This is a genomic window from Streptomyces sp. NBC_00440 (genome assembly GCF_036014215.1).
Lineage (GTDB): Bacteria > Actinomycetota > Actinomycetes > Streptomycetales > Streptomycetaceae > Streptomyces.
The window spans coordinates 7,653,116-7,677,726 of sequence record NZ_CP107921.1 but is presented as its reverse complement, the minus strand read 5'-3'; the positions used below and the strand labels follow the sequence as shown (position 1 = coordinate 7,677,726).

At 69.9% G+C, this 24,611-nt stretch carries 22 protein-coding genes; 15 read left to right on the top strand and 7 right to left on the bottom strand.

Annotated elements, in window-relative coordinates; genetic code table 11:
* Window positions 1–156: 156 nt before the first annotated feature.
* Window positions 157–747: a flavin reductase family protein gene (locus OHB13_RS34150; protein WP_328379709.1), complete on the top strand. Its 591-nt coding sequence runs from the start codon at window positions 157–159 to the stop codon at window positions 745–747.
* A 27-nt stretch (window positions 748–774) separates the two neighbouring features.
* Here OHB13_RS34150 and OHB13_RS34145 read toward each other — a convergent pair whose 3' ends face one another.
* The gene (locus tag OHB13_RS34145; protein ID WP_328379708.1) at window positions 775–1,665 is read right to left on the bottom strand and encodes an IclR family transcriptional regulator; all 891 of its coding nucleotides are present in this window, start codon (window positions 1,663–1,665) and stop codon (window positions 775–777) included.
* A 247-nt stretch (window positions 1,666–1,912) separates the two neighbouring features.
* On the opposite strand from OHB13_RS34145, the gene OHB13_RS34140 reads away from it, so the two are divergent.
* Together OHB13_RS34140 and OHB13_RS34135 are read left to right on the top strand one after the other, a co-directional pair.
* On the top strand, window positions 1,913–2,767 hold the full coding sequence (locus OHB13_RS34140) for an LLM class F420-dependent oxidoreductase (protein ID WP_266862044.1): 855 nt from the start codon (window positions 1,913–1,915) through the stop codon (window positions 2,765–2,767).
* A gap of 30 nt (window positions 2,768–2,797) precedes the next feature.
* Entirely contained in the window at window positions 2,798–3,397 is a 600-nt protein-coding gene (locus OHB13_RS34135; RefSeq protein ID WP_328379707.1) for a nuclear transport factor 2 family protein, read from the top strand.
* Window positions 3,398–3,525: 128 nt separating this feature from the next.
* On the opposite strand, the gene OHB13_RS34130 is transcribed toward OHB13_RS34135, so the two are convergent.
* Window positions 3,526–5,070 carry an MFS transporter gene (locus OHB13_RS34130; protein WP_328379706.1) on the bottom strand — a complete coding sequence of 515 codons (1,545 nt, stop codon included), beginning with the start codon at window positions 5,068–5,070 and terminating at the stop codon, window positions 3,526–3,528.
* A gap of 128 nt (window positions 5,071–5,198) precedes the next feature.
* Complete coding sequence (locus OHB13_RS34125; RefSeq protein WP_328379705.1) at window positions 5,199–6,602, bottom strand: amidase; 1,404 nt, start codon at window positions 6,600–6,602, stop codon at window positions 5,199–5,201.
* Window positions 6,603–6,954: 352 nt separating this feature from the next.
* On the opposite strand from OHB13_RS34125, the gene OHB13_RS34120 reads away from it, so the two are divergent.
* Complete coding sequence (locus OHB13_RS34120) at window positions 6,955–7,746, top strand: SDR family NAD(P)-dependent oxidoreductase (RefSeq protein WP_328379704.1); 792 nt, start codon at window positions 6,955–6,957, stop codon at window positions 7,744–7,746.
* A gap of 75 nt (window positions 7,747–7,821) precedes the next feature.
* Window positions 7,822–8,256 carry a VOC family protein gene (locus OHB13_RS34115; protein ID WP_266862050.1) on the top strand — a complete coding sequence of 145 codons (435 nt, stop codon included), beginning with the start codon at window positions 7,822–7,824 and terminating at the stop codon, window positions 8,254–8,256.
* A gap of 102 nt (window positions 8,257–8,358) precedes the next feature.
* Here the strand turns inward: OHB13_RS34115 and OHB13_RS34110 are convergent, their stop codons facing one another.
* Entirely contained in the window at window positions 8,359–9,252 is an 894-nt protein-coding gene (locus OHB13_RS34110) for a helix-turn-helix domain-containing protein (RefSeq protein ID WP_328379703.1), read from the bottom strand.
* 172 nt (window positions 9,253–9,424) lie between these two features.
* On the opposite strand from OHB13_RS34110, the gene OHB13_RS34105 reads away from it, so the two are divergent.
* The 9 genes from OHB13_RS34105 (at window position 9,425) to OHB13_RS34065 (ending at window position 20,719) form a co-directional block, all read left to right on the top strand.
* Window positions 9,425–10,645: an MFS transporter gene (locus OHB13_RS34105; protein ID WP_328379702.1), complete on the top strand. Its 1,221-nt coding sequence runs from the start codon at window positions 9,425–9,427 to the stop codon at window positions 10,643–10,645.
* Window positions 10,646–10,773: 128 nt separating this feature from the next.
* Complete coding sequence (locus OHB13_RS34100) at window positions 10,774–11,964, top strand: ROK family transcriptional regulator (protein ID WP_328379701.1); 1,191 nt, start codon at window positions 10,774–10,776, stop codon at window positions 11,962–11,964.
* Window positions 11,965–12,035: 71 nt separating this feature from the next.
* On the top strand, window positions 12,036–13,361 hold the full coding sequence (locus OHB13_RS34095; RefSeq protein ID WP_328379700.1) for an extracellular solute-binding protein: 1,326 nt from the start codon (window positions 12,036–12,038) through the stop codon (window positions 13,359–13,361).
* Window positions 13,348–14,382 carry a carbohydrate ABC transporter permease gene (locus OHB13_RS34090; RefSeq protein WP_328379699.1) on the top strand — a complete coding sequence of 345 codons (1,035 nt, stop codon included), beginning with the start codon at window positions 13,348–13,350 and terminating at the stop codon, window positions 14,380–14,382. The genes OHB13_RS34095 and OHB13_RS34090 overlap by 14 nt, the downstream gene beginning before the upstream one ends.
* Window positions 14,379–15,230 carry a carbohydrate ABC transporter permease gene (locus OHB13_RS34085; protein ID WP_328379698.1) on the top strand — a complete coding sequence of 284 codons (852 nt, stop codon included), beginning with the start codon at window positions 14,379–14,381 and terminating at the stop codon, window positions 15,228–15,230. Before OHB13_RS34090 ends, OHB13_RS34085 begins: the two co-directional genes overlap by 4 nt.
* A gap of 8 nt (window positions 15,231–15,238) precedes the next feature.
* Complete coding sequence (locus OHB13_RS34080) at window positions 15,239–16,852, top strand: beta-N-acetylhexosaminidase (protein ID WP_328379697.1); 1,614 nt, start codon at window positions 15,239–15,241, stop codon at window positions 16,850–16,852.
* A 79-nt stretch (window positions 16,853–16,931) separates the two neighbouring features.
* Window positions 16,932–19,055 (top strand): RICIN domain-containing protein, encoded by a 2,124-nt coding sequence (locus OHB13_RS34075; protein WP_328379696.1) that lies wholly within the window; start codon window positions 16,932–16,934, stop codon window positions 19,053–19,055.
* 102 nt (window positions 19,056–19,157) lie between these two features.
* Complete coding sequence (locus tag OHB13_RS34070) at window positions 19,158–19,667, top strand: DinB family protein (protein ID WP_328379695.1); 510 nt, start codon at window positions 19,158–19,160, stop codon at window positions 19,665–19,667.
* A 446-nt stretch (window positions 19,668–20,113) separates the two neighbouring features.
* A complete protein-coding gene (locus OHB13_RS34065) occupies window positions 20,114–20,719 on the top strand; it encodes a GOLPH3/VPS74 family protein (protein WP_328379694.1) in 606 nt (201 codons plus the stop codon).
* A gap of 42 nt (window positions 20,720–20,761) precedes the next feature.
* Here OHB13_RS34065 and OHB13_RS34060 read toward each other — a convergent pair whose 3' ends face one another.
* Together OHB13_RS34060 and OHB13_RS34055 are read right to left on the bottom strand one after the other, a co-directional pair.
* A complete protein-coding gene (locus OHB13_RS34060; RefSeq protein WP_328379693.1) occupies window positions 20,762–22,273 on the bottom strand; it encodes a UbiD family decarboxylase in 1,512 nt (503 codons plus the stop codon).
* Entirely contained in the window at window positions 22,270–22,860 is a 591-nt protein-coding gene (locus OHB13_RS34055; protein ID WP_328379692.1) for a non-oxidative hydroxyarylic acid decarboxylases subunit B, read from the bottom strand. The genes OHB13_RS34060 and OHB13_RS34055 overlap by 4 nt, the downstream gene beginning before the upstream one ends.
* 138 nt (window positions 22,861–22,998) lie before the next feature.
* Between OHB13_RS34055 and OHB13_RS34050 the strand changes: the two genes are divergently transcribed.
* Window positions 22,999–23,493 carry a MarR family winged helix-turn-helix transcriptional regulator gene (locus OHB13_RS34050; protein WP_266862069.1) on the top strand — a complete coding sequence of 165 codons (495 nt, stop codon included), beginning with the start codon at window positions 22,999–23,001 and terminating at the stop codon, window positions 23,491–23,493.
* 108 nt (window positions 23,494–23,601) lie between these two features.
* On the opposite strand, the gene OHB13_RS34045 is transcribed toward OHB13_RS34050, so the two are convergent.
* Window positions 23,602–24,435 carry an aldo/keto reductase gene (locus OHB13_RS34045; RefSeq protein ID WP_328379691.1) on the bottom strand — a complete coding sequence of 278 codons (834 nt, stop codon included), beginning with the start codon at window positions 24,433–24,435 and terminating at the stop codon, window positions 23,602–23,604.
* Window positions 24,436–24,611: the final 176 nt, after the last annotated feature.

Sequence of the window (24,611 nt, the reverse complement as noted above, 5' to 3'; positions counted from 1 at the left end):
GGCCCCGGGGGCCCGGTCGCGGCGGGGCCGGACACTGCCTCTGGCCCGGTTCCACTCATCGGGAGCGCCGTCCGCCGGCGCCGAACGGGTCCCTACCGTCGGTGTCCGCTCGCTCCCGCAGCACGACACCGCGTCGTCCCCCTTGAGGTGAACCTGATGACAGCAGAGCCACTGACCGCCGCGTCCGAGACACCCGGCGGCACGGTCCCGGCGCCGGCCGACATGCGCCGTGCCATGGGAGCGTTCGCGACCGGGGTGACCGTCGTCACGGGGCTGGGCACCGGAGGCGAACCGGTCGGCTTCGTCTGCCAGTCCTTCGCGTCCGTGTCGCTCGAACCGCCCCTCGTCCTCTTCTGTGCCGACCACCGGGGGCGTGCCTGGCCGCACATCAGGGATTCGGGGCGGTTCTGCGTCAACGTCCTGGCCGAGGACCAGAGGGACCTGTGTGACCGTTTCGGCTCCAGCAGGGGCACGAAGTACGAGGGGCTCGACTGGGACCTCTCCCGCCGGGGGACCCCCTCGCTGCGTGGCGTGCTGATGCGTGTCCATGCGGAGGTGCACGCCGTACACGCCACCGGCGATCACGACGTGGTCATCGGCCGGGTCCTCGAACTGGAGGCGGGGAGCGACGAGCGGCCGATGCTCTTCTTCCGCGGGCGCTTCGGTGTCGAGAGGCGGCCGGACTCCCCTTCCGGCGGCGCTCCGGCCGGCCCGTTCACCTGGGGCTGGGGCGATCACTGGGGCTGACGGGAAGCGGCCCGGGCCTGCCGGGGGCTACAGCCAGTCGCCGTTCCGCCCGGTCGCGAGCAGCCGGTCCATGGTCCGCGCCGACCAGTTCCGCTCGGGGGCCGCGGCGGCGGGGTGGGCCCTGCCGGACTTCTCCGGGCAGGGGAACAGTTCCTGCGAGACCTGGCGGGCCCCGTCGATCACCAGCGGGGCGACCCGCTCCAGTGGGGTGTGCGCCTCGCCCGCGAGCGAGATCGCGGCCACCGGCCCCTCGGGACCGCGGACGGCCGCCGCGACGCAGGCGATGCCCGGGAAGTACTCACCGTTCTCGAAGGCCAGGCCACCGCGTTGCCTGATCCGGTGGAGTTCTTGATGCAGCGTCGGCAGATCAGCGATGGTGCGGTGGGTCACCCGGCCCATGGTGGCGCCGAGTCTGGCCTCGGTCTCCTCCGGTTCGAGCCAGGCCAGCATCGCCTTGCCCAGCGCCGTCGCGTGGGCCGGGACCCTGCCCCCCACCCAGGACGGTACGGACGCGGCGAACCGGCCGCCGGCCTTGTCGAGGTAGTGGACCTGCCCTTCGTCGAGCACGGCCAGATGGACGACCAGGCCGGTGCGTATCTGCAGGTTGTGGATCCGCCCCGCGGCGACCGCGCGGATGTCGGCATGGGCTCCGTCACCGCCGCCGAGCCCGAGGGCCCGGCGTCCGAGGCCGTAGCCGAACTGGGTGTGTTCGAGCCAGCGGAGCCGTACCAGCTGTTCGAGGATCCGATGGGCCGTGGAACGCGGCAGCTGGGTGCGGCGCGCCACGTCCTCCAGCGAGAGCCTGGTGGTACGGCCGGTGAACGCGTCCATGATCAGCGTCATCCGCTCGACCATCGACGGCGGCAGCTCCTTGCGAGGGGGCGGCTCCAGAACAGGCTCGGCATCGACAACCGTCATGGGGCCCTCCAGTCAGAACTGAAATGAATTCTACTTTTGAAAAGTAGCAGTACCCCGGAAGAGGAGGAAGAGGTGTGCACCGGATTCCTGCGCGAGAGCACTCCGGTACGGCACCGCGGCCTGCCGATCGCCCGGTGCCGCGCGCGGCTTCCCGATCAGCGGGACAACGACAGGGGGCGACGGCCGGAGATGCGCTACGAATCGCCTGGACAGCACGGCTCGTCCGACGGCACAAGGAGAGACTCCATTGCGAATCGGGATCACATCACCTGTAGTGGTGCAACTGCCGGGCCTGGCCTCCCCCTGGGAGGCGGACGCCGGCATCGACGAACTGGGCCTGGTGGCGGAGACCGCGGACCGACTGGGCTTCCACCACCTCACATGCAGCGAGCATGTGGCGGTCCCGGTGGACGTGGCCCGTGAACGCGGCGGCACCTACTGGGATCCGCTGGCCACCCTCGGCCATCTGGCCGCACGGACGCGGAACATCCGACTGGTCACCCAGGTACTCGTCCTCGGCTACCACCATCCACTGGAGATCGCGAAGCGCTACGGCACCCTCGACCGGATCAGCAAGGGCCGCCTCACTCTCGGGCTCGGCGTCGGCAGCCTCGGTGCCGAATTCGATCTGCTCGGCGCCGACTTCGAGAATCGTGGAGCGCGCGCCGACGACGCCCTGCGGGCCCTGCGAGCCGCCCTGTCATGTCAAGTGCCGGAATACAGGGGTGAGTTCTACTCGTTCCAGGACCTCGTCGTCGAACCGCACGCCGTACAGAAGCACGTCCCGCTGTGGGTGGGCGGCCGGACGCAGCGATCGCTGCGCAGGGCCCTCACGTATGCCGACGGGTGGGTACCGTTCGGCCTGGCACCGGACCGGCTGCGCGAGATGACCGAACGGGCCGACCTGCCGGACGGCTTCGAGATCACCCTCGGTGTGGACCGTCCCGTCGATCCGACCGGCGACGCGGAGGCCACGGTGCGCGCACTGACCCGGCTGCGTGACGCCGGGGCCACCGTGCTGTCCGCCTCCGTCAGCGCCCGGTCCGCCGAGCACTACTGCGAGCAGCTGGAAGCCCTGAAGGACCTGGCCTCGGCCCTCTGACAGAAACATCTGACAGAAACAGGAGCGAAGATGACCGACACCGATCCGGCTCCGGAGGTCTCCGCCCGGGCCCTGGCCGACACCCAGCAGGCCCTCGCCGACGCCCGGCAGCACCTGACCCGTCTCGAACAGCGCCTGTCCCGGCTGGAGGACGAGGCGGCCATCACCTCTTTGATCCTCTCCTACGGCCCGCTGGTCGACAGCGGGCGGGCCGAGGCCGTGGCGGAACTGTGGGAGGAGGACGGCGTCTACGACGTCGACGAACTGCTGATGACCGGGCGCGCGGAGATCGCGGCCATGGTCCGTTCCGCCAACCACCGACGGTGGATCGATCTCGGCTGCGCCCACGTCGTGGGTCCGCCACGCGTCCGGGTGCGGGGCGACGAGGCGGTGGCCGTCTGCTACACCACCATGATCGTCCGCGATCCCGGAACCGGGACGTTCACCGTACGCCGGGCCACCGCGAACCACTGGCGGCTGCGCCGCTGCGCCACGGGCTGGCGCGTGACCGTCCGTACGAGCCGTGTGCTGGACGGTCGGACCGAATCCCCCGGGCTGCTGGCCACCGGCGCCGAGGAATCGTCGCCGCCGCCGGACGCCGCGCCCCCTCATGGCGGTCCGGAGCGGTGACTCCGGCGTACGGCTGAGCCGGAGCCGACACCTCCCTGACGTGAACGGCACCGGCGCCCACGTAGGCGGGCGCCGGTGCCGTTCACGCTGCCCGGCCAGGGGCGTGGCAGCGCGTGATGCCGCCGTACTCAGCCGACGGCTTCGGTCGGGGACAATGGCGCGTCCCCGGTGAGCCGGACGGCGCCCTCCGGCTCGACCAGACCGCCCTGCGCGGGGGCGCGGCCGTGCCTCATGACCAGGACGACGACTGCCCCGACCGCGCCCACCAGCGCCGCGTACCCGTAGCTGTGGGTGAGGGCGCTGTCCGCGTACAGCACGGCATGGGTCTTCGGATCGACCGCCAGCACATGCCCGGACATGACCACCCCGGTGAGAGCCGTGGCGATGCCGGCGGACAGCAGGGTGACCATGCCGCCGATCGAGTTGCCCACAGCGCTCTGCGATGCGGGCAACGCGTCCTGCACCAGATTGGCGTTCGAGGAGTGCAGGAAGCCGATCGCGCAACCGGCGGTGAGGCTCAGCAGAGCCACCTGCCAGCGCACGGTCAACAACTGGGAGCCCAGATACATGACCAGGAGGAACAGCCCCGCCGATACGAGGAGGACGTTGCGTGCTCCGATCCTGGTGGACAGAAAGCCGCCGAGGGGCCCCATGAACATGCCCACGATTCCCAACGGGAAGGTCCAGAGGGCCAGTTGTGTCGCCGACAGACCTGCTCCGTAGCTGATCCCCGGAGTACCTCCCGGCGCCATCAGCATGGTGGGGCTGATGAGAGCGTGCGCGTTCATCATGTAGGCCACGCACGCGACGGCCAGGACGGTCGGGCCGAACCGTCGGCCCAGCAGTACGTCGAGTGAGATCAGCGGATTGCTGCAGACGCGCTCCCAGGCCGTGAACCCGGCCAGCATGGCCGTTCCGAGGATCAGGCACGTCAGTGTGGAACCGGCTGTCCAGCCCCAGGTGCCGCCCTGGGTGATCCCGAGCAGCAGTACGCCGATGCCCGGTCCGAGAAGGACGGTTCCGACGACGTCGACCGGGCGGTCGACCCGCACCGGGCTCTCCGGGACCACCGCCGCGTAGACCGGCAGCAGGACGGCCGCGTAGAGAGCCAGGAACCAGAACACACCCTCGTGCCCGAAGCTGTCGATGAGCCAGCCGGACAGGAAGGGTCCGGCGACCGCTGCCATACCGACCCCGGTCACCACGGTGCCCAGCGCCACCGGCACCAGGTCACGCGGCATGATGTCGCGCACGAGGCTGTAGGAGAGCGTGACGATACCGACGAGACAGCCCTGGAGGGCCCGGCCAACCAGCAGAACGGCGAACGAGGTCGCGATCGCACAGATCACGCTGCCGAGGACGAAGACGACACCGAGGCCGAGGATGACCCGCTTCTTGCCCCACTTGTCCGCGGCCTTGCCCACCAGCGGCATGACGGTGGCGCCGGCGAGCGTGACGATGGAGGCGGCCCAGGCGATGTGCAGCGTCTGGAAGGCCCGGGTCATGTCCGGCAGAGCCGGGTAGACCATGGTGATCTCGAACGTCCCGGCTTCCGAGAAGAGAATGATCAGCACCAGGACGGCGAGCAGCTTGCCTTTGGAGGGCGCGTTGTCCAGGGAGGGTGCGTTGCCTTGGGAGGGCGCGACGGGCGCCGGATTCGGATTGTCTGCCATCGTATCCCTTACTGAGGAGTGCCGACGGGGTCACTGGGCGGTGCCCAGGCCGGGGCGCGGGCCCGGCAGCCACGGCCGGAGAACGCGTCCCCGGGGTGCGCCGCTGCGGGACAGGGGTGGGTGGGCGCTCAGCCGTGCGCGGTGACCCGCCACGGTGCGGCGCGTTCCAACTGCGCCGCCAGACCGAGCAGCAGCCCCTCACCGCCGAGATCGGCGGCGAACTGGGCGCCCAGCGGAAGTCCTTCGCCGTCGTACCCGGAGGGGACGGACATCGCCGGCATACCGGTGACGTTGTAGACGCTGGTGAACGCGGAGTGGACGGCGGCGTGTTCGTAGATGGTCTCCGGGCGGCGCGTGTCGAGGACTCCCAGCCGGGGCGTCGGCTGCGCGAGTGTGGGGCCGAGCAGTACGTCGTACGTCGTGAAGGCCGCGCCGACCTCCCAGCCGATCTCCTGCGCGCGCCGCAGAGCGCGGCTGACGTCGGCGCCGGTGAGGGTCCGGTAATGCTCGTAGAGCACCCGGGTGAAGGGTTCGATGTCGTCGTCGGCCAGCGGCCGGCCGAGCCGGTCGAGACGGGCGTCCACCTGTACGACCAGATCGGCACCCATCAGCACCGCGGAGGCAGCGCCCACCTCGTCCGGCCGGTACGGAGCCGTCGCCTCGGTGACCTCGTGGCCGAGTTCCTCGCACACCCGGGCGGCGTCGAGCACGGCCCGCAGCGGCTCCGGATGCACGGCGACACCGCCCGGCAGCGAGGTGATCAGCCCGATCCGCAGCCGTCCCGGGTCACGCCGTGCGCAGGCGGTGAACGAGTCGGCCGGGACCGGCGCCGCATAGGCGTCGCCCGGGAGCCGGCCTGCGGCGATGTCGAGGAGCAGCGCGCTGTCGCGCACCGTCGTGGTGACGGCGTGGTGGACCGAGACCAGACCGGACAGGGTGGTGGGCCGCGGCGCGGGGGACACCCGGCCGCGACTGGGCTTGAGGCCGAACAGTCCGCAGGCGGCCGAGGGGATGCGGATGGAGCCGCCGCCGTCGCTGGCGTGGGCGACGGGAACCATCCCGGCGCTCACCGCGGCCGCCGATCCCCCGCTCGACCCGCCGGGCGAGTGCGCAGGGCTCCACGGGTTGTGGGTGGGGCCGTACAGCGCCGGTTCGGTGCTGGCGTTGAGGCCGAGTTCGGGAGTGTTGGTGGTTCCGAGGACGACCATGCCGGCTCGCCGGTAGCGCTGGACGAGTTCGCTGTCGCGCGTGGGGACGTCCTCGGCGAAGAGCCGGCTGCCGCCGCTGGCCGGCAGCCCGGCGACCTCGGTACCGAGGTCCTTGACCAGGACCGGCACCCCGCGCAGCGGCCCGTCGGGCAGCCCGGCGTCCACTTCGGCAAGGGCCTCGTCGAAGCGTGTGTGGATGACGGCGTTGAGTTCGCCGTTGCTGTTCTCGATCCGGGCGATGGCGGCCTCGATCACGGCGCGATCGCTCGTCTCGCCGTCTGCGATCGCGGCCGCCGTCGCGACGGCGTCCCATCTGTCGGCCACTGACTCCTCCTCACACTCGGACACCTGCCCGCCAGGAAGGAGGTCCTGGTGGGCGAACGCGGCTCGCCGCGCGGCACTGTTCAGCTGCGGCCGTGTTCCCCCGGTCGTCGTGACGCGGCTCGCAGCACGAACCGGAGGAGCGGGGGTGAGGGGAAGTTACGGTCCAGGACAACCGACGAAGTGGCGCGTCCCACTCACCGGGAGGGGCCGTCGTGCCGGTGCGGGCGGGCTTCCTCGCCGAGTCCGGCTCGCGAGGCGGCGTACCGAAGGGCACAAACAGAATTCATTCTGTTTAGAGTGGAGCGGTCCGCACCGCACCCGCACCACCAGCGACCACGTCAGGAAGCCCCTCATGAGCTCTCCCGGTTCTCAAAGTTCTCCCGGTTCTCAAGGTCCTCTCAGCCTCCAGGGCAAGACGGCTGTCGTCACCGGCGGCGCCTCCGGCATCGGCGGCGCCATCACGAAGCTGTTCGTCGCGCGCGGCGCCCGGGTCGTTGTTGTCGACCTGCAGCAGGAGGCCGGGGAAGCACTCGGCCGCGAACTGGGCGACGCCGTGGTCTTCCTCCGTGGTGATGTCTCCGACCGGGCCGTCGCCGATCTCGCCGTAGCGACAGTTGTCGAGCACTTCGGGAAACTTGACATCCTGGTGAACAACGCGAGCGTGTCCCGGCAGAAGCCGTTCGAGGAACAGACCGACGACGACTGGAACCTCGCCATGGACACCAGCCTGTATGCCACCCGCAACTTCATGCTCGCCGCCCTTCCCGAACTGAAGAGGGCCGGCAGCGCATCGGTCATCAATTTCGGTTCCGGGGCCGGACTCGAAGGCCAGCCGAACCAGGTCTCCTACGCGGCGGCGAAGGAGGCCATCCGCGGCCTGAGCCGGGTCGTGGCGAACGAGTGGGCTCCGCTCAACATCCGCGTCAACGTGGTCTGTCCGATGGCCATGACGGCCGGCGTGGCCACATGGGCCGAGGCACGGCCCGAGCAGTACGCGCAGTCCGCGGCCAAGGTGCCACTGGGCAGGTTCGGCGACCCCGACCGGGATGTGGCGCCGATCGTCGCGTTCCTGGCGAGTGATGACGCCCAGTACATGACGGGTCAGACGGTGATGGCCGACGGAGGCGCGATCAAACTCCGCTGACTCCGGACAGCCCTGCACCCCCTCGTTCAGAGGGAGTTGTACCGCCTCTGACGCACTCGCCATTAGGGTGGACCGATGTCATCGATCAAGCAGTTCCAAGTCACCTTCGACTGCGCGGAACCTGAGCGCGTCGCTCGTTTCTGGTGCGAGGTGCTGGGGTACGTCGTACCGCCGCCCCCGGAGGGATTCGCCACTTGGGACGATTACGACCGCTCGCTGCCGCCCGAGCATCAGGGTGCGGCGTTCGCTTGCACCGATCCCTCAGGTGTGGGCCCGCGACTGTTCTTCCAGCGCGTTCCCGAAGGCAAGGCCGTCAAGAACCGGGTGCATCTCGACGTGCGGGTCGGCACCGGGCTCGTGGGTGAAGAGCGCCTCGCCACGCTCAAGGCCGAGTGCGCACGGCTGGTCGCGCTCGGGGCGGTAGTCGTGCAGGTACTGGTTGCCGATGAATTCAACGAGTCCTGCATCCCGATGCAGGACATCGAGGGCAACGAGTTCTGTCTGGACTGAGGGACAGCCAACGGTCCGAGGCCGCCGAACTGACCTCGTCGGGCGCGGAGATCACCGCTCGGACCGTCAAGCGCAAGCGGCAGCGTACGGGGCCGGCGGGCCTCACCGCAGCAGTGGGCCGCCGTCCCGCCCCGTGAGGCCCCTCACTGCCGTCCCGGTCGGCTCGTCGTCGGGCAGGTAGGCCAGGAAGTGATGGCCCGGCTCGTCCACCGCGGCGAGTTTGACGTACCGCAACCGCAGGTCCCCCGCCGAGGGGTGTCGGAAGTGCCGTACAGCGGGATGGAACGCGGCGGTCTCCCGGGCCCCGAACCAGCGGGCCGCGTCCGGGTCGTTCAGCAGTTCGCCGGTGATCTCCGCGTACCGGACGTCGTCGGGGTGGCGGGCCGCCTTCGCCCGGAACTGGCCCAGCAGGCTCCTGGCCTCCGGCTCCCACTCCGCGAGCAGGCTCCGGGCGGGCGGCCAGCGGAACACCAGCCACAGCAGGTTGCGCTGCTTGGGCGCGAGCCGCGCCGGATCGGTCAGCAGCGCCGCGTATCCGGTGTTCCAGGCCAGCATGTCCCAGTGCGGGTCCAGGACCACGGCCGGGTTCGGTTCCATCGCCTGCACCAGGGACAGCAGGTTCCGCGACACCCAGCCCGGCGACTGTCCGTGCGGTGCACCGCGCTCCACGAACGACAGCACATGGGCGGTCTCGTCCACGTCCAGCGACAGCGCACGCGCCACGGCGCGCAGCACCTGCTCGGTCGTACGGACCCGGCCCTGCTCCAGCCACGCGTACCAGGAGCTGCTGATCCCGGCGAGCTCGGCCACCTCACCGCGGCGCAGGCCGGGAGTGCGGCGTCCCGGCGAACCGGGCAGTCCCGCATCGGCCGGCGTAAGGCGCTCCCGCCGCGAGCGCAGGAAGGCTCCCAACTCCCGGCGCGCGCCGTCGGCCATGGCACGCGTCGGAGAGCCGCCGGGCCGCCGCACGTGCTCGGCCGGTTCCCCGCCGTGCATCCCCGTGGATCCCCCCTCAAGCCGGCCCCATAGACCCGCCCCGGGCGCTGCGGAGCGCCCGGCAGGGTGTGAGAAAGGGTAACCGGCTGAGGGCCGGCCGACCCTGCCGGTGGTGATGGGCTGGGAAGTGCCGGTCGGGGAAGGCCGGCCCACCAGCGTAAGGACTCCTACCGTGGAAACCCCCACCAGCGACCCACCTGGCCCCGCCCTTCCGGTCACCGCGCGGGGCGACGCCGTTCCGCAGATCGCCGGGCTGCCCGCCGCCTCTCTGCGGCTGCTGCGCGCCGCCGGCTTCGTCAGCAACTTCGACCGCTTCTGCATCACGCCGATGCTGTTGCTGATAGGCAACCGACTGGGCGCCTCACTCCCGACCGTGATGCTCGCGGCCAGCGGGTACTTCCTGTGCTACGGGCTGATGCAGCCGGTCTGGGGTCTCGCGAGTGACCGCATCGGGCGGGTGCGGGTGATGCGTGTCTCGCTCGGCGGGGCGGCGCTCGCCTCGCTGTGTTCCGTGCTCGCGCCCGACGCCCCGGCGCTGATCGTCGCGCGTGCAGCGGCCGGCGCCTTCTTCGCCGCGTCCATCGCGGCGTCCATCACGTACGTCGGCGACACCGTCCCGGCGGCCGTCCGGCAACGTCCGCTGAGCGAGCTGATGACCGCGTTCGCCCTGGGCACCGCGGTGGCCACGGTGGTCGCCGGGGCTCTGGCCCACTACGTGAGCTGGCGGCTGGTGTTCGCCCTCCCCGGACTGTCGGCCGTCTACCTGGTCGTCGCTCTGCGCAGGCTGCCGGAGCCCCCGCGCCGGGCGGCGGGCGGGCTGCTCACCCCGATCCGCGTGGTGCTGCGTTCGCGGTGGCAGTGGTACGTGATGGCCGTCGCGATGCTGGAGGGCGCCGTCCTGCTCGGCTTCTTGACGTACGTGGCGCCGGCCGTCGAGGCCCAGGGCGCGTCGGACACGCTGGCGGGTGCGGTCTCCGCGCTGTACGGCGTCGGTTCGATGGGAGCTGCCCGGCTGGTCAAGCGGCTGGTCGGCCGGTGGACACCGGTACGGCTCATCGTGGCCGGCGGAATCCAGCTGGCCACGGCCTTCGGCCTCGCGGCCGCGAACAGGTCCATTCCGGCGCTGGTGGTGACCGCGCTGCTGCTGGGCGGCGGCTGGTCGTTCATGCACTCGACGGTCCAGTCCTGGGCGACCGCCCTCTCCCCCACCGCCCGCGCCACCGGCATCGCGCTGTTCGGCCTGGCTCTGTACGTGGGCAGCGCGCTTGCGAGCGCACTCGCCGCTGTGCCCGCCGAACACCACGCCTACCAACGCCTCTTCCTGACGGCCGCGGTCCTGACAGTCCCGCTGACGCTCGCCGCCGCGGTGGGCCGTTCCCGCTACCGCGACTGAGCGGATCAAACGTCAACAACCTTCCTCGCAGCCGAAATTCTCCGTCCCTCCCTCTTGACGCCGGCAGGAGCGCACCTGAATATCTAAAACATCTTAAGTAAAGCCTCTTTAGGAAGCGTTCTCCCTCCATGGCCGAATCCGCCGTTCCCCCTGCCGGGCCCCGCCGTCCGCAGCGCAGTCTTCTCCAGGTGCCTGCGCTGGAGCGGCGGCCTCCGGAGCGGACCAAGGCCAGCACGCTGGACAGCCGGGTGCACAACAGGTCGCTCGTGCTGGCGACGCTCTACCACGAGGGCCCCAGGAGCCGTTCGGAGATCGCGCGGGCGACCGGGCTGACCGCGCCGACCGTCTCCGCGCTCGTCGCGGACCTGGAGGAGGACGGGCTCGTCGCCCACATCGGCCCCCGGCAGGACGGCGCCCGGATCGGCAAGCCCGCGAGCCTCGTCCGCATCGAGGACGACGCGGTGAGCCTCGTGGTCCTCGACCTGTCGCACAACGACCGGTTCAGCGGCGCGGTGCTCAACCTGCGGGGCGAGGCCGTCGAGCGCCTGGACATGCCGCTCGGCGACGCCCTCGGACCGGCCGCCCACGAACTGGTACTCACGCTCGCAGCCGAGCTGGTCGAGGCGGCGCCGCGCCGGATCCTCGGGATCGGCGTCGGCTCACCGGGCATCATCGACGACACCGGGACCATCCGCCTCGCCGCCCATCTCGGCTGGACCGACCTGCCGTTGGCGGCCGAACTGACGGCACGCTTCGGCATCCCGGCGTACGTCGGCAACGACGTGAACCTCGCGGCCCTGGGGGTACTGCACTTCCGGGACGCGCGGACGCAGAACCTCATGGTGATCTCGATCGAGCACGGCGTCGGCGCCGGGCTGATCGTCGGCGGCGAACGAGTCGAGGGGGAGCAGTTCGCGGCGGGCGAGCTCGGGCACGTCACCGTCGACGAGGACGGCGAACTGTGCATGTGCGGGCGGCGCGGCTGCCTCGATCTGGCCATCTCCGCAGGCCCCTTGGGCAGGCGGCTGGAGCTCGCAGCCGAGGAGCGGTGGCCCGCCCTGCGGTCGGAGGCCGGCCGGGCGCTCGGGACCGTACTCGCCCCGATCATCAGCGTCCTGAACCTGAACGAGATCGTGCTGACCGGCCCTCCCGAGCTGGTCGACGGCGAATTCCTGGACGCCGCGAGGGAGATCGTGCGGGCCCGCACGCTGGGCCCGGTCAACACCTCCCTCGACATCCGTTCCCTCGCCGGGGACACCGATCTGACCCTGCTCGGCGGGGCGTGCCTGGTGCTCGCCGCGGAGCTCGGAGTGTTCTGACCCGCGCCATTCGTCCACACCCGCGTGCCCCTCCCCCGCTTGATCCTCCCTCATCACTCACAGGAGTTGCGATGAAACATTCACGGTTCGCCGCGGCCGGCGCCCTCGGCCTGGCCTCGGTTCTCACCCTGACTGCCTGCCACGGCTCCGGAGCGGGCGGCTCCGGTGGCGCGGAGCAGAAGGTCTCCGGCGCGAAGGGCCAGGGCAAGACCCTGACCGTCTGGGTCATGCAGGACGACTACTCCCCCGAGTCGCTCAAGGCGATGAAGCAGGAGTTCACCGAGAAGACCGGCGCCAAGGTCACGTTCGAGACCCAGGCCTGGGACGGCATCGCCACCAAGCTCACGACGGCGCTGGCCACCGACTCCCCGCCGGACGTCCTGGACCTCGGCAACACCCAGGTCGCGAGCTACGCCTCCAGTGGTGGCCTGATGGATCTGACCTCGTACGCCAAGGACCTCAAGCAGGGACAGGACTGGCTGCCCGGTCTGGAGGACCCCTCGACGGTCGACGGCAGGCTGTACGCCGTGCCGGGCTTCGCCGCCGCTCGTTCGGTGATCTACAACAAGACGATGTGGGCGAAGGCCGGTGTCAAGAAGGCTCCGAAGACCTACGCCGAGCTGACAGCGGCCCTGGACAAGGTCAAGGCCGCCAACAAGGCCTCCGACTTCTCGCCGTTCTATCTGCCCGGCCAGCACTGGGCCACCGGCCTGCAGTTCATCTGGGACGCGGGTGGCGAGATCGCCACCCGGAAGAACGACAAGTGGACGGGTGGCTTCGGTTCCGCCGGGGCGCAGGCCGGTCTCGCCGCGTTCAAGAAGTTCCAGAACGCGTACTCGGCGCCCGCTTCCCGCACGGTCGACACGATGAACCCGGACCAGCTCCAGGTCTTCGCCGACGGCAAGGCAGGCGCCATCACCGCGACCAGCGGGCAGATACCCCAGATCGAGAAGGCCAATCCCAAGCTCACGGACGCCGACCTGGGATCCTTCCCGCTGCCGGGCACCTCGGGCAAGGCGCAGCCGGTGATGCTGGGCGGCGCCGTGTGGGGCGTGGCGGCCAAGAGCAAGCAGCAGGATCTGGCGCTCCAGTGGATGAAGATCGCAGCGAGCCCCACCGTCCAGGACAAGTGGATCGTCGGACACGACGGCTGGAATCCGAACAGCTCCGAGGCGAACAAGAAGGCCATGGCCAAGGCCGCCCCGCTCAAGAAGGGCTTCTTCGAGGCCGCGTTGAACTCCCGGGCCACCCCGGCGAGCCCGAAGTGGGCGTCGCTGGAGGCCGACAAGTCCGTCAACCAGTTGTTCTCAGCTGTCGCTTCCGGCAAGAAGTCCCCGGCGGACGCGGCCCGGATCTTCGACGCGGCAGTGGACAAGGCCCTCAATGCGTCAGGCTGACGAAGCGGGCCCGCCCCAGGTGTCCGGCGCCCGTGACCTGCTCACCGAGGAACGGGAATCCGCGGGCCGGGCGCCGGCAGCGGGGCCACCCGATACGGCTCGTACGGGAGAGCCCGGGCGGCCGGTGAAACGCCGGCGGCAGTGGGCGGTGGTGTGGCTGCTCTCGCCGGCCGGTCTTGTGATGGCCGCTTTCAGCGTGGCCCCCATCCTGTTCCTGGTCTTCACCTCCTTCACGGACTACAACCAACGCACCCTGTTCACGGGCGAGTTCAATATGGTCGGCACTCAGCAGTACGCCGACATGTTCTCCGACCCGGAGTTCTGGAAGTCGCTGCTGCGCAGTGTGCTGTTCACCGTGGCGATGGTCGCGGGCAGTGTCGCGATCGGCGTGGGCATGGCCCAGTTGCTCACCCGGCTGCGCACCGCGATGCGTATGACGGTGACGGTCGTACTGATCTTCGCCTGGGCCATGCCCAACGTCGCCTCCTCGCTGGTGTGGAAGTGGCTGTTCCAGCCCGGCTACGGGGTCGTCAACTGGCTGCTCACCCAGGTGCACGTCTTCGGCGACATGACCAACACCGACTGGGGGCAGAACGCCTCTCTCGCGTACGTCTCGATCTGGCTCCTCGTGGTGTGGCAGGCCGTGCCGTTCATCGCGCTCACCCTGTACGCGTCGCTCACGCAGCTGCCCGTGGAGCTGCCGGAGGCCGCGCGACTGGATGGAGCCGGCGAGTGGCGGGTGTGGTGGTCGGTGACGTTGCCGTTCCTGCGGCCGACCCTGCTGCTCGTCACGATCATGTCGGTGATCTGGGACTTCAACGTCTTCAACCAGATCTGGCTGGTGTCGGCCGGCGGTCCCGACTCGGCTACGAGCACGCTGGGGATCTTCGCGTACAAGACAGCGTTCGTGTCCTTCCGGATCGGCCAGGGCGCGGCCCTGTCCGTCATCACCACCGCAATCCTGCTGGGGATCACCGCTGTGTACATCCGTAACCTGCTGCGCTCGGGGGAGGACCTGTGAGGAACCGCCGATACCGAGCGGGAAGCCCGCGGGGCGGATGGCTCAACAACACTCTCGCCGTACTCTTCTGCCTCGTCTGGATCTTCCCCGTCTACTGGATGGTCAACACGGCGTTCAAGCCTCGCTCCGAGGTGATGACGCCGACCCCGCACTTCTGGCCGTCCTCCCCCACCCTGCGCAACTTCGACGCGGCGATCAACCAGACCAGCTTCCTGACCAATCTGCGCAACAGCCTGATCGTGGTGGGTGGCGCGGTGCTGCTCGCCGTGGTCCTGGGAACGTTCGCCGCGGCGGCACTGTCCCGGTTCCGCTTCCGGGGCAGGCGCACCATCATGGTGTCGATCCTGATCGTGCAGATGCTGCCGATCACGGCACTGCTCATCCCGACCTTCCTGATCTTCAACGAGATCGGATTGCTGGGCACCTACATCGGGCTGATCTTCGCGTACGTGGCCACCGTGCTGCCGTTCTCGATCTGGGTGATGCGCGGGTTCTTCATCGCGATCCCGGCCGAGATCGAGGAGGCCGCACGGCTCGACGGCGCATCCACCTGGCAGACCCTGACCCGGGTGCTCTTCCCACTGGTCGCGCCGGGTGTGATCGCGTCCAGCATCTTCGCGTTCATCACCGCGTGGAACGACTACCTGGTCGCCTACACCTTCATGAAGAGCCAGGACCACTACACGCTGCCCGTCTGGCTGGCTTCCTTCAGCACCCCGGCCACCGGCACCGACTTCGGCGGCCAGATGGCCGGTTCGGTGATCTTCTCACTGCCGGTGGTCGTCTTCTTCCTGATCATCCAACGCAAGCTGGTGTCCGGCATGTCCGCCGGCGCCGTGAAGGGATGACCCCCGTCATGCTCCTCCCCCGCCCCATATCGGCTGTGCCCGGCGACGGCGCGTTCGTCCTGGACGCGTCCACCCGGATCACCGCCCCCGGCGAACTGGCGCCGACGGCCCACTGGCTCCAGTCGGTGCTGCGTCCGGCGACCGGCCTGCCGCTGCCGGTGACCGACGCAGCCGGCCCCGCCCTGGCACTGACCCTGGATCCGCGCCTCCCCGCCGAGGGGTTCCATCTGACCTGCGGTCCGGACGGTGTCGCCCTCGCGGGCGGCGACACCGCGGGCGTCTTCTACGGATGCCAGGCGCTGCGCCAGCTCCTGCCACCACAGATCTACCGCACGGCCCCGGTGGCCGGGGTGCCCTGGGCGATTCCGTACGGGTCCGTCGAGGACGCCCCGCGATTCCGCTGGCGCGGCGCGATGCTGGACGTGGCCCGGCACTTCATGCCCAAGCACGACGTGCTGCGCTTCCTCGACCTGCTGGCCGTGCACCGCATGAACACGCTCCATCTGCACCTGACCGACGACCAGGGCTGGCGGGTGGAGATCCTGCGCCATCCCCGGCTGACCGAGGTGGGATCGTGGCGCCGCGAGTCCCAGCTCGGCGCGGCGGCGGACGCACTTAACAACGGGCGCCCGCACGGCGGTTACTACACCCAGGACGACATCCGCGAGATCGTCGCGTACGCCGCCCAGCGGCACATCACCGTGATGCCGGAGATCGACGTGCCGGGCCACTCCCAGGCCGCTATCGCCGCCTACCCCGACCTGGGTGTGTGCGGAGCACAGTTGGAGACGAGCCCGCGGTGGGGCATCAACACGAACATCCTCAACGCGGAGGAGTCGACGCTCGACTTCTTCCTCGGAGTGTTCGACGAGGTGATGGATCTCTTCCCCGGCACCTTCATCGGCATCGGCGGCGACGAGTGCCCCAAGGACCAGTGGGACGCCGATCCGCGCACCCGGGAACTGATCCGCGAGCGCGGGCTCGGCGGCTCGAAGGAGCTTCAGGCCTGGTTCCTCGGCCGGATCGGCGCGCATGTCGCCGCGCGCGGACGCCGGGTGTTCGGCTGGGACGAGATCCTGGAGGGTGAGGTCCCCGAGGGCGTGGCGGTCGCCTCCTGGCGCGGCATGACCGGTGCTCTCACTGCGGCGCGCCGGGGGTACGACGTGATCTCCTGCCCCGACGACCAGGTGTATCTGGACTACCGGCAGTCGGAGCTGCCCGGCGAGCCCATTCCGTTCGCGGTGCCGCTGACGCTCGCGGACGCGTACGGCTTCGATCCGGTCCCCGAAGGGCTCACCGAACAGGAGTCGGCCCGGATCCTGGGCGGGCAGGCCAACATCTGGACCGAGCACATGGATTCGCCCCGGACCGTCGACTACTACGTCTTCCCGCGCCTGTGCGCGATCTCGGAGGCGCTGTGGAGCCGGGGCGAGCGCGACTTCGACGAGTTCCGCACAAGGCTGCGCACCCATCTGGCCCGGCTCGACGCGCTCGGTGTCGAGTACCGGCGGGAGAGCGGCCCGCTGCCCTGGCAGAGCCGCCCCGGCGTACCCGGCAAGCCGGCGACGCGCGACGACTGGGCCGAGTTCATCGACGGACTCGTGGCCCACATCAAGACCTGAGCGCTCCGCATCCCCTCAGCGAACGCTCCGGACAGTTCCCCGCAGTACTTGCGATTCCGCGTGTTGACAAGGAGGAACAGTGAAGCCAAGAACAGGACGACGGGCCGCCCTGGCGGCCACGTCCGCGCTCGCCGTGGTGCTGGCGGCAGGAGTGGTGGGCCCTCCCACCGCGAACGCCGCCACAGCCGCCGACGCCGCCGGAACGGTGACCCTCGGCGGCAAGTGTCTCGACGTCGCCGACGGCGGCACGGCCAACGGCACCGCCATCCAGCTGTTCGACTGCAACGGAGGTACCGCCCAGCAGTTCGGCTGGGCGGACGACGGGAACGTCAAGGTGCTCGGCAAGTGCCTTGACGTGACCGGCGGTTCCGATGCCAACGGCGCACTCGTCCAGCTCCACGACTGCGCTCAGGTGAACGAGCAGAAGTACAAGTACCTGCCCGACGGCACGATCTACAGTGCCAAGTCCGGCAAGTGTCTGGCCGTACAGGGGCAGGTCGCGAACAACTCGCGGATCGGGCTCGCCCCGTGCGACCCGAAGCAGGCGGTGCAGAAGTGGGCCGCCGAGTCGGCACCCGGCCCGAAGTACAGTCTGTCGGCCGGTGCCCCCGTCGAGTACGGCAACCCCGACGACACCCCGGCCTCGGTGTTCACCGCGAAGGACGGCCGGTTCTTCTACCAGCAGTCGGACGCGGAGTACGGCGCGAAAGACCCGCGTGCGTGGAGCTTCTACAGCGGCTCCGACTTCGACTCCGCGAAGCCCGACCCGATATCCGGCGCGGTGAACCCCGCCAACCCGCAGGACCGCAACGACGACACGACGTGGCGCTGCGACAACAGCCCCACCGGCAAGGAGGCCACCCCGACTCCGGTCACCTCCGGCTACGCCCAGCCCAACTACTGTGACCTGGCGGGTGTGTGGGTGGACCCGGCCAGCGGTGACTGGTACGGCCTGGTGCACAACGAGTTCACACCGAGCCCCTTCGGCGACGGTATGCACTACGACGGCATCGACTACGCGGTGTCCAGGAACCAGGGCAAGACCTGGTCGATCGAGGACCACGTCATCACCTCGCCGTACAGCACGAAGCGCGGTGACACCGCCCAGTTCCCGAAGGACACCTACAACTACGGCGACGGCGACCCCCGCCTGTACGTGGACAACGCCTCGGGATACTTCTACGTCTTCTACGCCTCCCGGGTGCTGAACAAGTCCGGCGGCGGTGCCATCTGGCAACAGCATGTGGCGCGCGCCCCCATCTCCCGGAAGATGGCGCCGTCGTCATGGAAGAAGTGGCACGACGGCGCCTGGCAGTCGCCGGGCACCGGCGGAGCGGAGTCCAACATCATCCCTTCGGACGGCAACGGCACCGGCTACACCGCGCCCGCCGACGAGTACAAGCCGTCCACCGGCGGCAAGGCCGCGGACCAGGTCGCGCAGGGCACCATGCCGGACAACTCACAGCTGACCGTCATGAACATCACCTGGAACGCCTACCTGGGCAAGTACATCGGCACCCCGCAGAACAACATCGCCCAGGCCACCAACACCAAGTCCCCGCTGCACTTCTACGCCACGGACGACCTGGCCACCCAGAAGTGGCAGGACATCGGCAGCGTCGCGGAGAACCAGAACGCATCGTGGTACCGGTGGTTCCTCGACTCGGAGACGAAGACCACCTCCAGCGTGGTGGGCAGGACGTTCCGCTCGTACTGCTCGTTCGAATGCGACACCTACACAGGTGAGTACGCGGACATCACCATCGACCCCAAGTCGAAGACCGACCTGCCCGCCTCCCCGGCCGGCAGCAAAGCCCAGCAGATCAAGGCCGCGAACGGCGAAGCGCTCTCGCTGCCCGGCGACAGGACCCAGAAGTGGAAGGTCACCAGCACCGGTGACGGCTTCTGCACGGTCACCGGAAGCGACGGCCGACCGCTGCGCGTCGCGGACGGCACAGGAGGCCGCGCCTGGGGCGCCGCTGTCTCCCTCGGCAAGGCGGGCGCCAAGGCATCGGCCACGTCCGAGTGGTACTTCCAGCAGATCGTGAAGTCCCCGGCCAAGGGCGGCGCTTCGAAGGCCACAGGTACGTACCGCCTGGTCAACCGCTACAGCGGGCTCGCGCTGAGCCTCGACAGGCACGGTCGGGCCGTGACCGCCCCACAGGACATGGATGCGGCCCAGGTACTGTCGCTCCGTTCCTGACATCTGTTGCCGGCAGCTGTTCCTGGGCCCCTGTTACGGGGGCCCAGGCAGCCGAACGGCATCGCAAACCGGCCTAGCCGGCCCGGACGAGGAGCGCCACCCATGACCAGTGACAACCGCACGGGGCCGCCCAGCGTTGGCAGTGAACGCGACATGCTGCGGGCTTTCCTCGACTACCACCGTGCGACCCTCGCCATGAAGTGCGAAGGGCTGACCGACGAGGAGCTGCGGCAGCAGTCGATGCCGCCGTCGACGCTGTCGCTGCTCGGCCTGGTGCGGCACATGGCGGAGGTGGAGCGTGCCTGGTTCCGCCGGGTGTTCGATGACAACGACGCGCCCATGGTCTGGTCCGACACGACTGACTTCCAGGCGGCGTACGACGCGAGCCGGTCGACCAGGGACGAGGCCTTCACTGCCTGGGAGGCGGAAGCCGGGAACTCGCGGCGCGTCGAGCGGGAGGCCGAGTCCCTGGACATGACCGGGTACCAGCCGCGATGGGGCGAGGAGGTATCGCTGCGGATGGTCATGGTGCACGTGCTTCTGGAGTACGGCCGCCACAACGGGCACGCGGACTTCCTCCGTGAGGGTGTCGACGGGAGCGTGGGCGCCTGAGCCCGCGAGAGCCACGGACCCGCACACGCTGATCCGAACCAGCGGGCCACCACCGCCCAGCAGGCACTGGGGTCGCCATGGGCGCCCGGCGGTGCAGACCCGCCGGGCGCCCGGCCGACTGGAACACCAAGGAGGGCGACGCCGCCCGGCATCGCCCTCACAGCCTCCCGATCAGTGGAAGCAGCAGTGCGGAGTGCTCATGAATGCCACACCACGATTCTACGAGGCTCGACCGGAGCCCCGTACGCGACGTGTGACCGGCCGGCCCGGCACTGCGCCGGGTCGCCGCGTGCTGCGGATCGGATTCCCGCGCCACATCGTCGTAACAGGGCACACGGGGCGCACGGGGCCCGAAGAGGGGCGAGAATCGACCGGGGACGCCCGGCCTGCCGTGAGCGGCCCCGGCACTCTCGCCCCGCACCCAGTCGACTCACGTGGAGCCGCTCATGACCACCGCACGGGACCTCGCGATCATCGCCCTGGACGTGAAACCCGGCCTCCCCGTGGAACAGGGCGACCTGTCGCTCGCGCTGGCGGGAGCCGAGGTGCTGGACCTCATCGAGGCCAGGGCCCTGGTCGTGGACGGCGACCGGATCCTGCCGAACGCCCAAGCACCCACCGGGGAACGGCTGTTGGACGAGGCCTCAGAGGCGCTCAGGCGGCAGGAGCCGTACGAATCGGTCGAGGACTGGCTGTGGCGCCGGGGCCGCGGGCTCTCCTCGGCGTACGTCGACGACCTGGAGCGGGTGGGGCTGACGGCCCGGGCGCGGGGCCGTCACATTCCGCTGCGGACCGGACGGACGGAGCTGGTGGACTCGGCGGCCCGGAGCCGGGCCGAGGACCGCTGGGTGACGGGCGAACCCGTCCTCGCCGCTCTGGCGTCCGCTGCCGGAATCCGCGACGAGCCGGCCGAGGACGCGCCGGAGCTTGCCGGTGACGCGGCCGCGGCAGTGCTGGCCGCCGTCGGAGGCGCTGTGCAGGAGCTGCGGGCCGTACGACAGCGCAGAGCGATCGAGGACGCGGCGTTCGACAACGTCTGGCGCGGCCTCTGACGGCCTGGCCCGCCGTCCGGGACTATCCGTTCGGGCGGCCCGTCAGGCCGTCGTGGGACCACCCGGGGGGAAGCCGTATCCGGCCCAGTTCTCCACGACCCGTTCCTGCAGGTCGTCGGGGTACGAGTGCCGGAAGGACGCGGTGATGCCCCGGGTGGTGCCTTCGAACTGCTCCGGCAGCAGACAGCTCATGACGGACTTGCCGCCCCGGCCGGTGCGCACCTCGTCCGGAGTCAGGTAGGGAACCATGGGGATACCCGGAGCATCGGGGTAGACGTACTCACCGGTCCCCGGGTGGTACCGGGTGGCCAGGGCCCACACCACCTGGTTGATGTCGGTGATGTCGATGTCGTTCGCCACCAGAAGGACCTTGGGCACCAGCCATCCGGTGTGTGATCCGAACAGGACGTCAGCCACCGCGTCGGCCAGCTCCCGTTCGCCCATCCGCATCCGCGCCAGCCGCTGGATGTCGATGGACACGGCGATCCAGCACGTCGCGGCCTCGTAGGAGCACCAGGCCATGTCCACGGGCAGGCCCCTGGAGCGCAGCAGGTCCATGCTGGCAGCGGAGATCATGGTGCCCCAGATGGTGTGGTTCTCCTCCGGAGGAAGGCCCGCCACGCAGACCGGGAGGATCGGGTCGTCGCGGTGGGTCACGGCCTCGACGTGGAAGACCGGCTGCTGCTTGCTCCCGGCGAACGAGTACCCGTGATACTCACCCATCGGCCCCTCGGCGGCACTCTCGTCGGGGCTGATGTACCCCTCCAGCACGATCTCCGCGTTGGCCGGGACATACAGGTCGTGCAGCTCGGTCCGGACCACCTCGACCGGGCTGCCGGTCAGGGCCCCGACGTAGCCGTCCTCGTTCACCTTGGCCGGCAGCGGCATGCCCGCCGCGGCCAGCGCTGCCGGCGGGGCCCCGAGCACCATGGCCCAGGGTGTCGGCAGCCCCTGCTCGCGCCACATGGCGTGGATCATGCCGAGGTGCTGCTGCGGCATGGCCGGGCCGACGAGTGTGTTCCGCCCGTTGAGCATGGTGCGGCTGACCGACCAGCTGGTCCACCGCCCGTCGGGGGAACGCACCACATGGAAGCCGTAGGTCCCGAAGTACCGGCCGCCGTCCTCCTGGTGCAGCAACGGCACCGGGAACCGCTCCAGGTCGACGTCGTCGCCGGTCAGCACGTTCTCCTTGCAGGGTCCGGTTTCCACCGTCCTCGGGGGGACGGGGTCCGCGTGCATCGCCGAGATGAGCCGTTCCAGCAGCTGGCCCGGCACGGTCTCACGATCCAGCCCGAAGTGCGCGGCGAGCCGGCCGTACTGACCTCCTCCGGTGCCGCTCAGGCCGGCGGGGGCGCCGAGAATCCGGCATCCCGCCCGGCCTTCGGTCAGATTGCTGAACAGCGGGGCGGGGCCCCTCGTTTCGTAGACCCGCCGGGTGATGGCTCCGACCTCAAGCGTGGGGCTGACCGGCTCGCGGATGTCGACCGCGTCACCGGTGGCGAGTGAATTCTCAACGAAGTCACGGAAGTTGAGCGCGCTGCCGCGTTGTGTCATGACAGAACCTTTCTTTCTCGGGCAGTCGTCTTCATGCCCTCCCACCGCCGGGCGGTGGGCATGTCCAGGTCGAACTGGTCGAGTACGCGCGCGACGATGTGTTCGACGACATCGGCGATCGTCGCAGGGTGGTTGTAGAACGCGGGGACCGGCGGCATCACGACGGCGCCCATCCGCGTCAGCTCCAGCATGTTCTCCAGATGCACGGCCGACAGCGGCGTCTCCCGGGCCACCAGGACCAGTTTGCGCCGCTCCTTGAGCATCACATCTGCGGCCCGGCCGATCAGGCCCTCTCCGTAGCCGGTACGGATCGAGGCCAGCGTCTTCATGCTGCACGGCACGACAACCATGCCGTCCACCCGGAACGAGCCGCTGGAGATCGACGCACCCTGGTCGTCCGGGCTGTGACACACCGAGGCGAGCGCCTGTGCATCACGCAGCGTGTACTCGGTCTCCTGCGCGAGCGTGGCCCGCGCCCACCGGCTGACGATCAGGTGCGTTTCGACATCCAGCGCTCCGAGGGCCTCCAGCAGGCGTATCCCCAGCGGAGCTCCGGTCGCCCCGGTCATCGCGACGATGAGCTTCACTCCGCCACCTCCGTTCCGTCGAGCACATCGATTACGCATACAGCCCTGTCGCACACAGTTATGACGTGTGCGTCCTAATTCCTTCCGAGCGTATAGTACGTGTACGTCCTAATCAATTCGACGGAACGGCGGCGGAGAATGTCATCGCAGGACCAGGACCAGGGTCAGGACCCCGGCGACCTGCCCAGTGGGAACGCGCCCAGCGGGGGCGTACTCAGTGCGATCAGCGGTCTCGGCCCCTTGGCCCGCCAGCTGAACCAGGTGCACACCCGCCTCTGGTACGAGCAGGTCCACCAGGACCTGACCGGGCCGCAGTTCACTGTCCTGAGCCTGCTGCACACCCGCGGTTCAATGGATCAGGGGATGCTCGGGGCGCTGGCGAAGCTCGACAAGTCGACCGTGGCGCCGCTTCTGGACCGCCTGCTGCGGCGGGGTCTGGTGGACATCGCCAAGGACGCCGTCGACAGACGGAGGAAGCTGGTGAGCATCACGGAAAGCGGCCGGGAACTGGCCACCTCCCTCGCCCCCGCCGTGGTCGCCGTGAGCGACCAGATGCTGGCGCATTTCTCCCCGCAGGAGCGAGACCAGTTCCTCGCCCTGCTGCGCCGTGCGGTCCAGGGGCCGCAACGGTAGGCACCGGGCAGAACGCCTCCCCTCGCCCCTCCCCCAGGTCCGATGCGCGCAGCCCCGACCGGGCGGCGCGCATCGGGCTGTTGGCCCCGCCCGACCACTCCGGCCGGGTCAGAGGATCTCCAGCGGCTCCTTCCGCGCAGGGGGCGGAAACGCGGCGTCCAGAGTCCGGAGGTCGTCGTCGGTGAGGCGCAGATCGAGGGCAGCCCGGTTCTCCTCCACGTGGGCGACGGAGGACGCCTTGGGGATGGCGATGACGTCCTCGTGCCGCAGCACCCAGGAGAGCGCCACCTGAGCCGGGGTGCTGCCATGGGCCGAAGCCACCGCACGCAGCGCTTCATGCCCCAGCAACCGGCCCTGCTCGACCGGTGAATACGCCATGACCGGGACCGACAGATCCCTGCACCGGGGGAAGAGAGCGTGCTCGGGGCCCCGCCGGGTGAGGTTGTAGAGCACCTGGTCCGTCTGGGGACGCGCCTTTGCGGGCAGGTCGTCCAGATCGTCGACGTCGAGGTTGCTGACCCCCCAGGAGCCGATGCTGCCGTCCGCCACCAGCGCCTCGAAGGCCTCGACCGTCTCGGCGAGCGGTACGCCGCCGCGCCAGTGCAGCAGATAGAGGTCGATCCGGTCGGTGCCCAGGCGGCGCAGGCTCGCACGGCAGGCGTCGACCGTGCCGCGGGCGTCGGCGTTCGACGGCAGCACCTTGCTCACCAGGAAGACCTCGTCCCGGCGGCCGCGGATCGCCTCACCGACGAGCTCTTCGGCGGCGCCGCTTCCGTACATCTCCGCCGTGTCGATCAGCGTCATCCCCAGATCGATGCCGCGCCGCAGCGCGGCGAGTTCGCCGGGGCGCCGCGCGCGGTCGTCCCCCATGTGCCAGGTGCCCTGTCCCAGAGCGGGCACCGCGGCCCCGGAGGGAAGTGTCACTGTCCGCATCGCTGTCATCGCGTGTCTCTCCCTTGGTGCGCGCCTCACGGCCTGGCCCCGTACCAGGACGTACGAAAATGCCGAGGAGGCTTGATCCAGGATCGCAGGCCGCCGGACGACAGGCCCGTCGGCCCCGATCCGTAGCCCGAACCCAGGAGCCGCCCCGGGAGCGCAGGCCGGGACCCCGCCCAGGC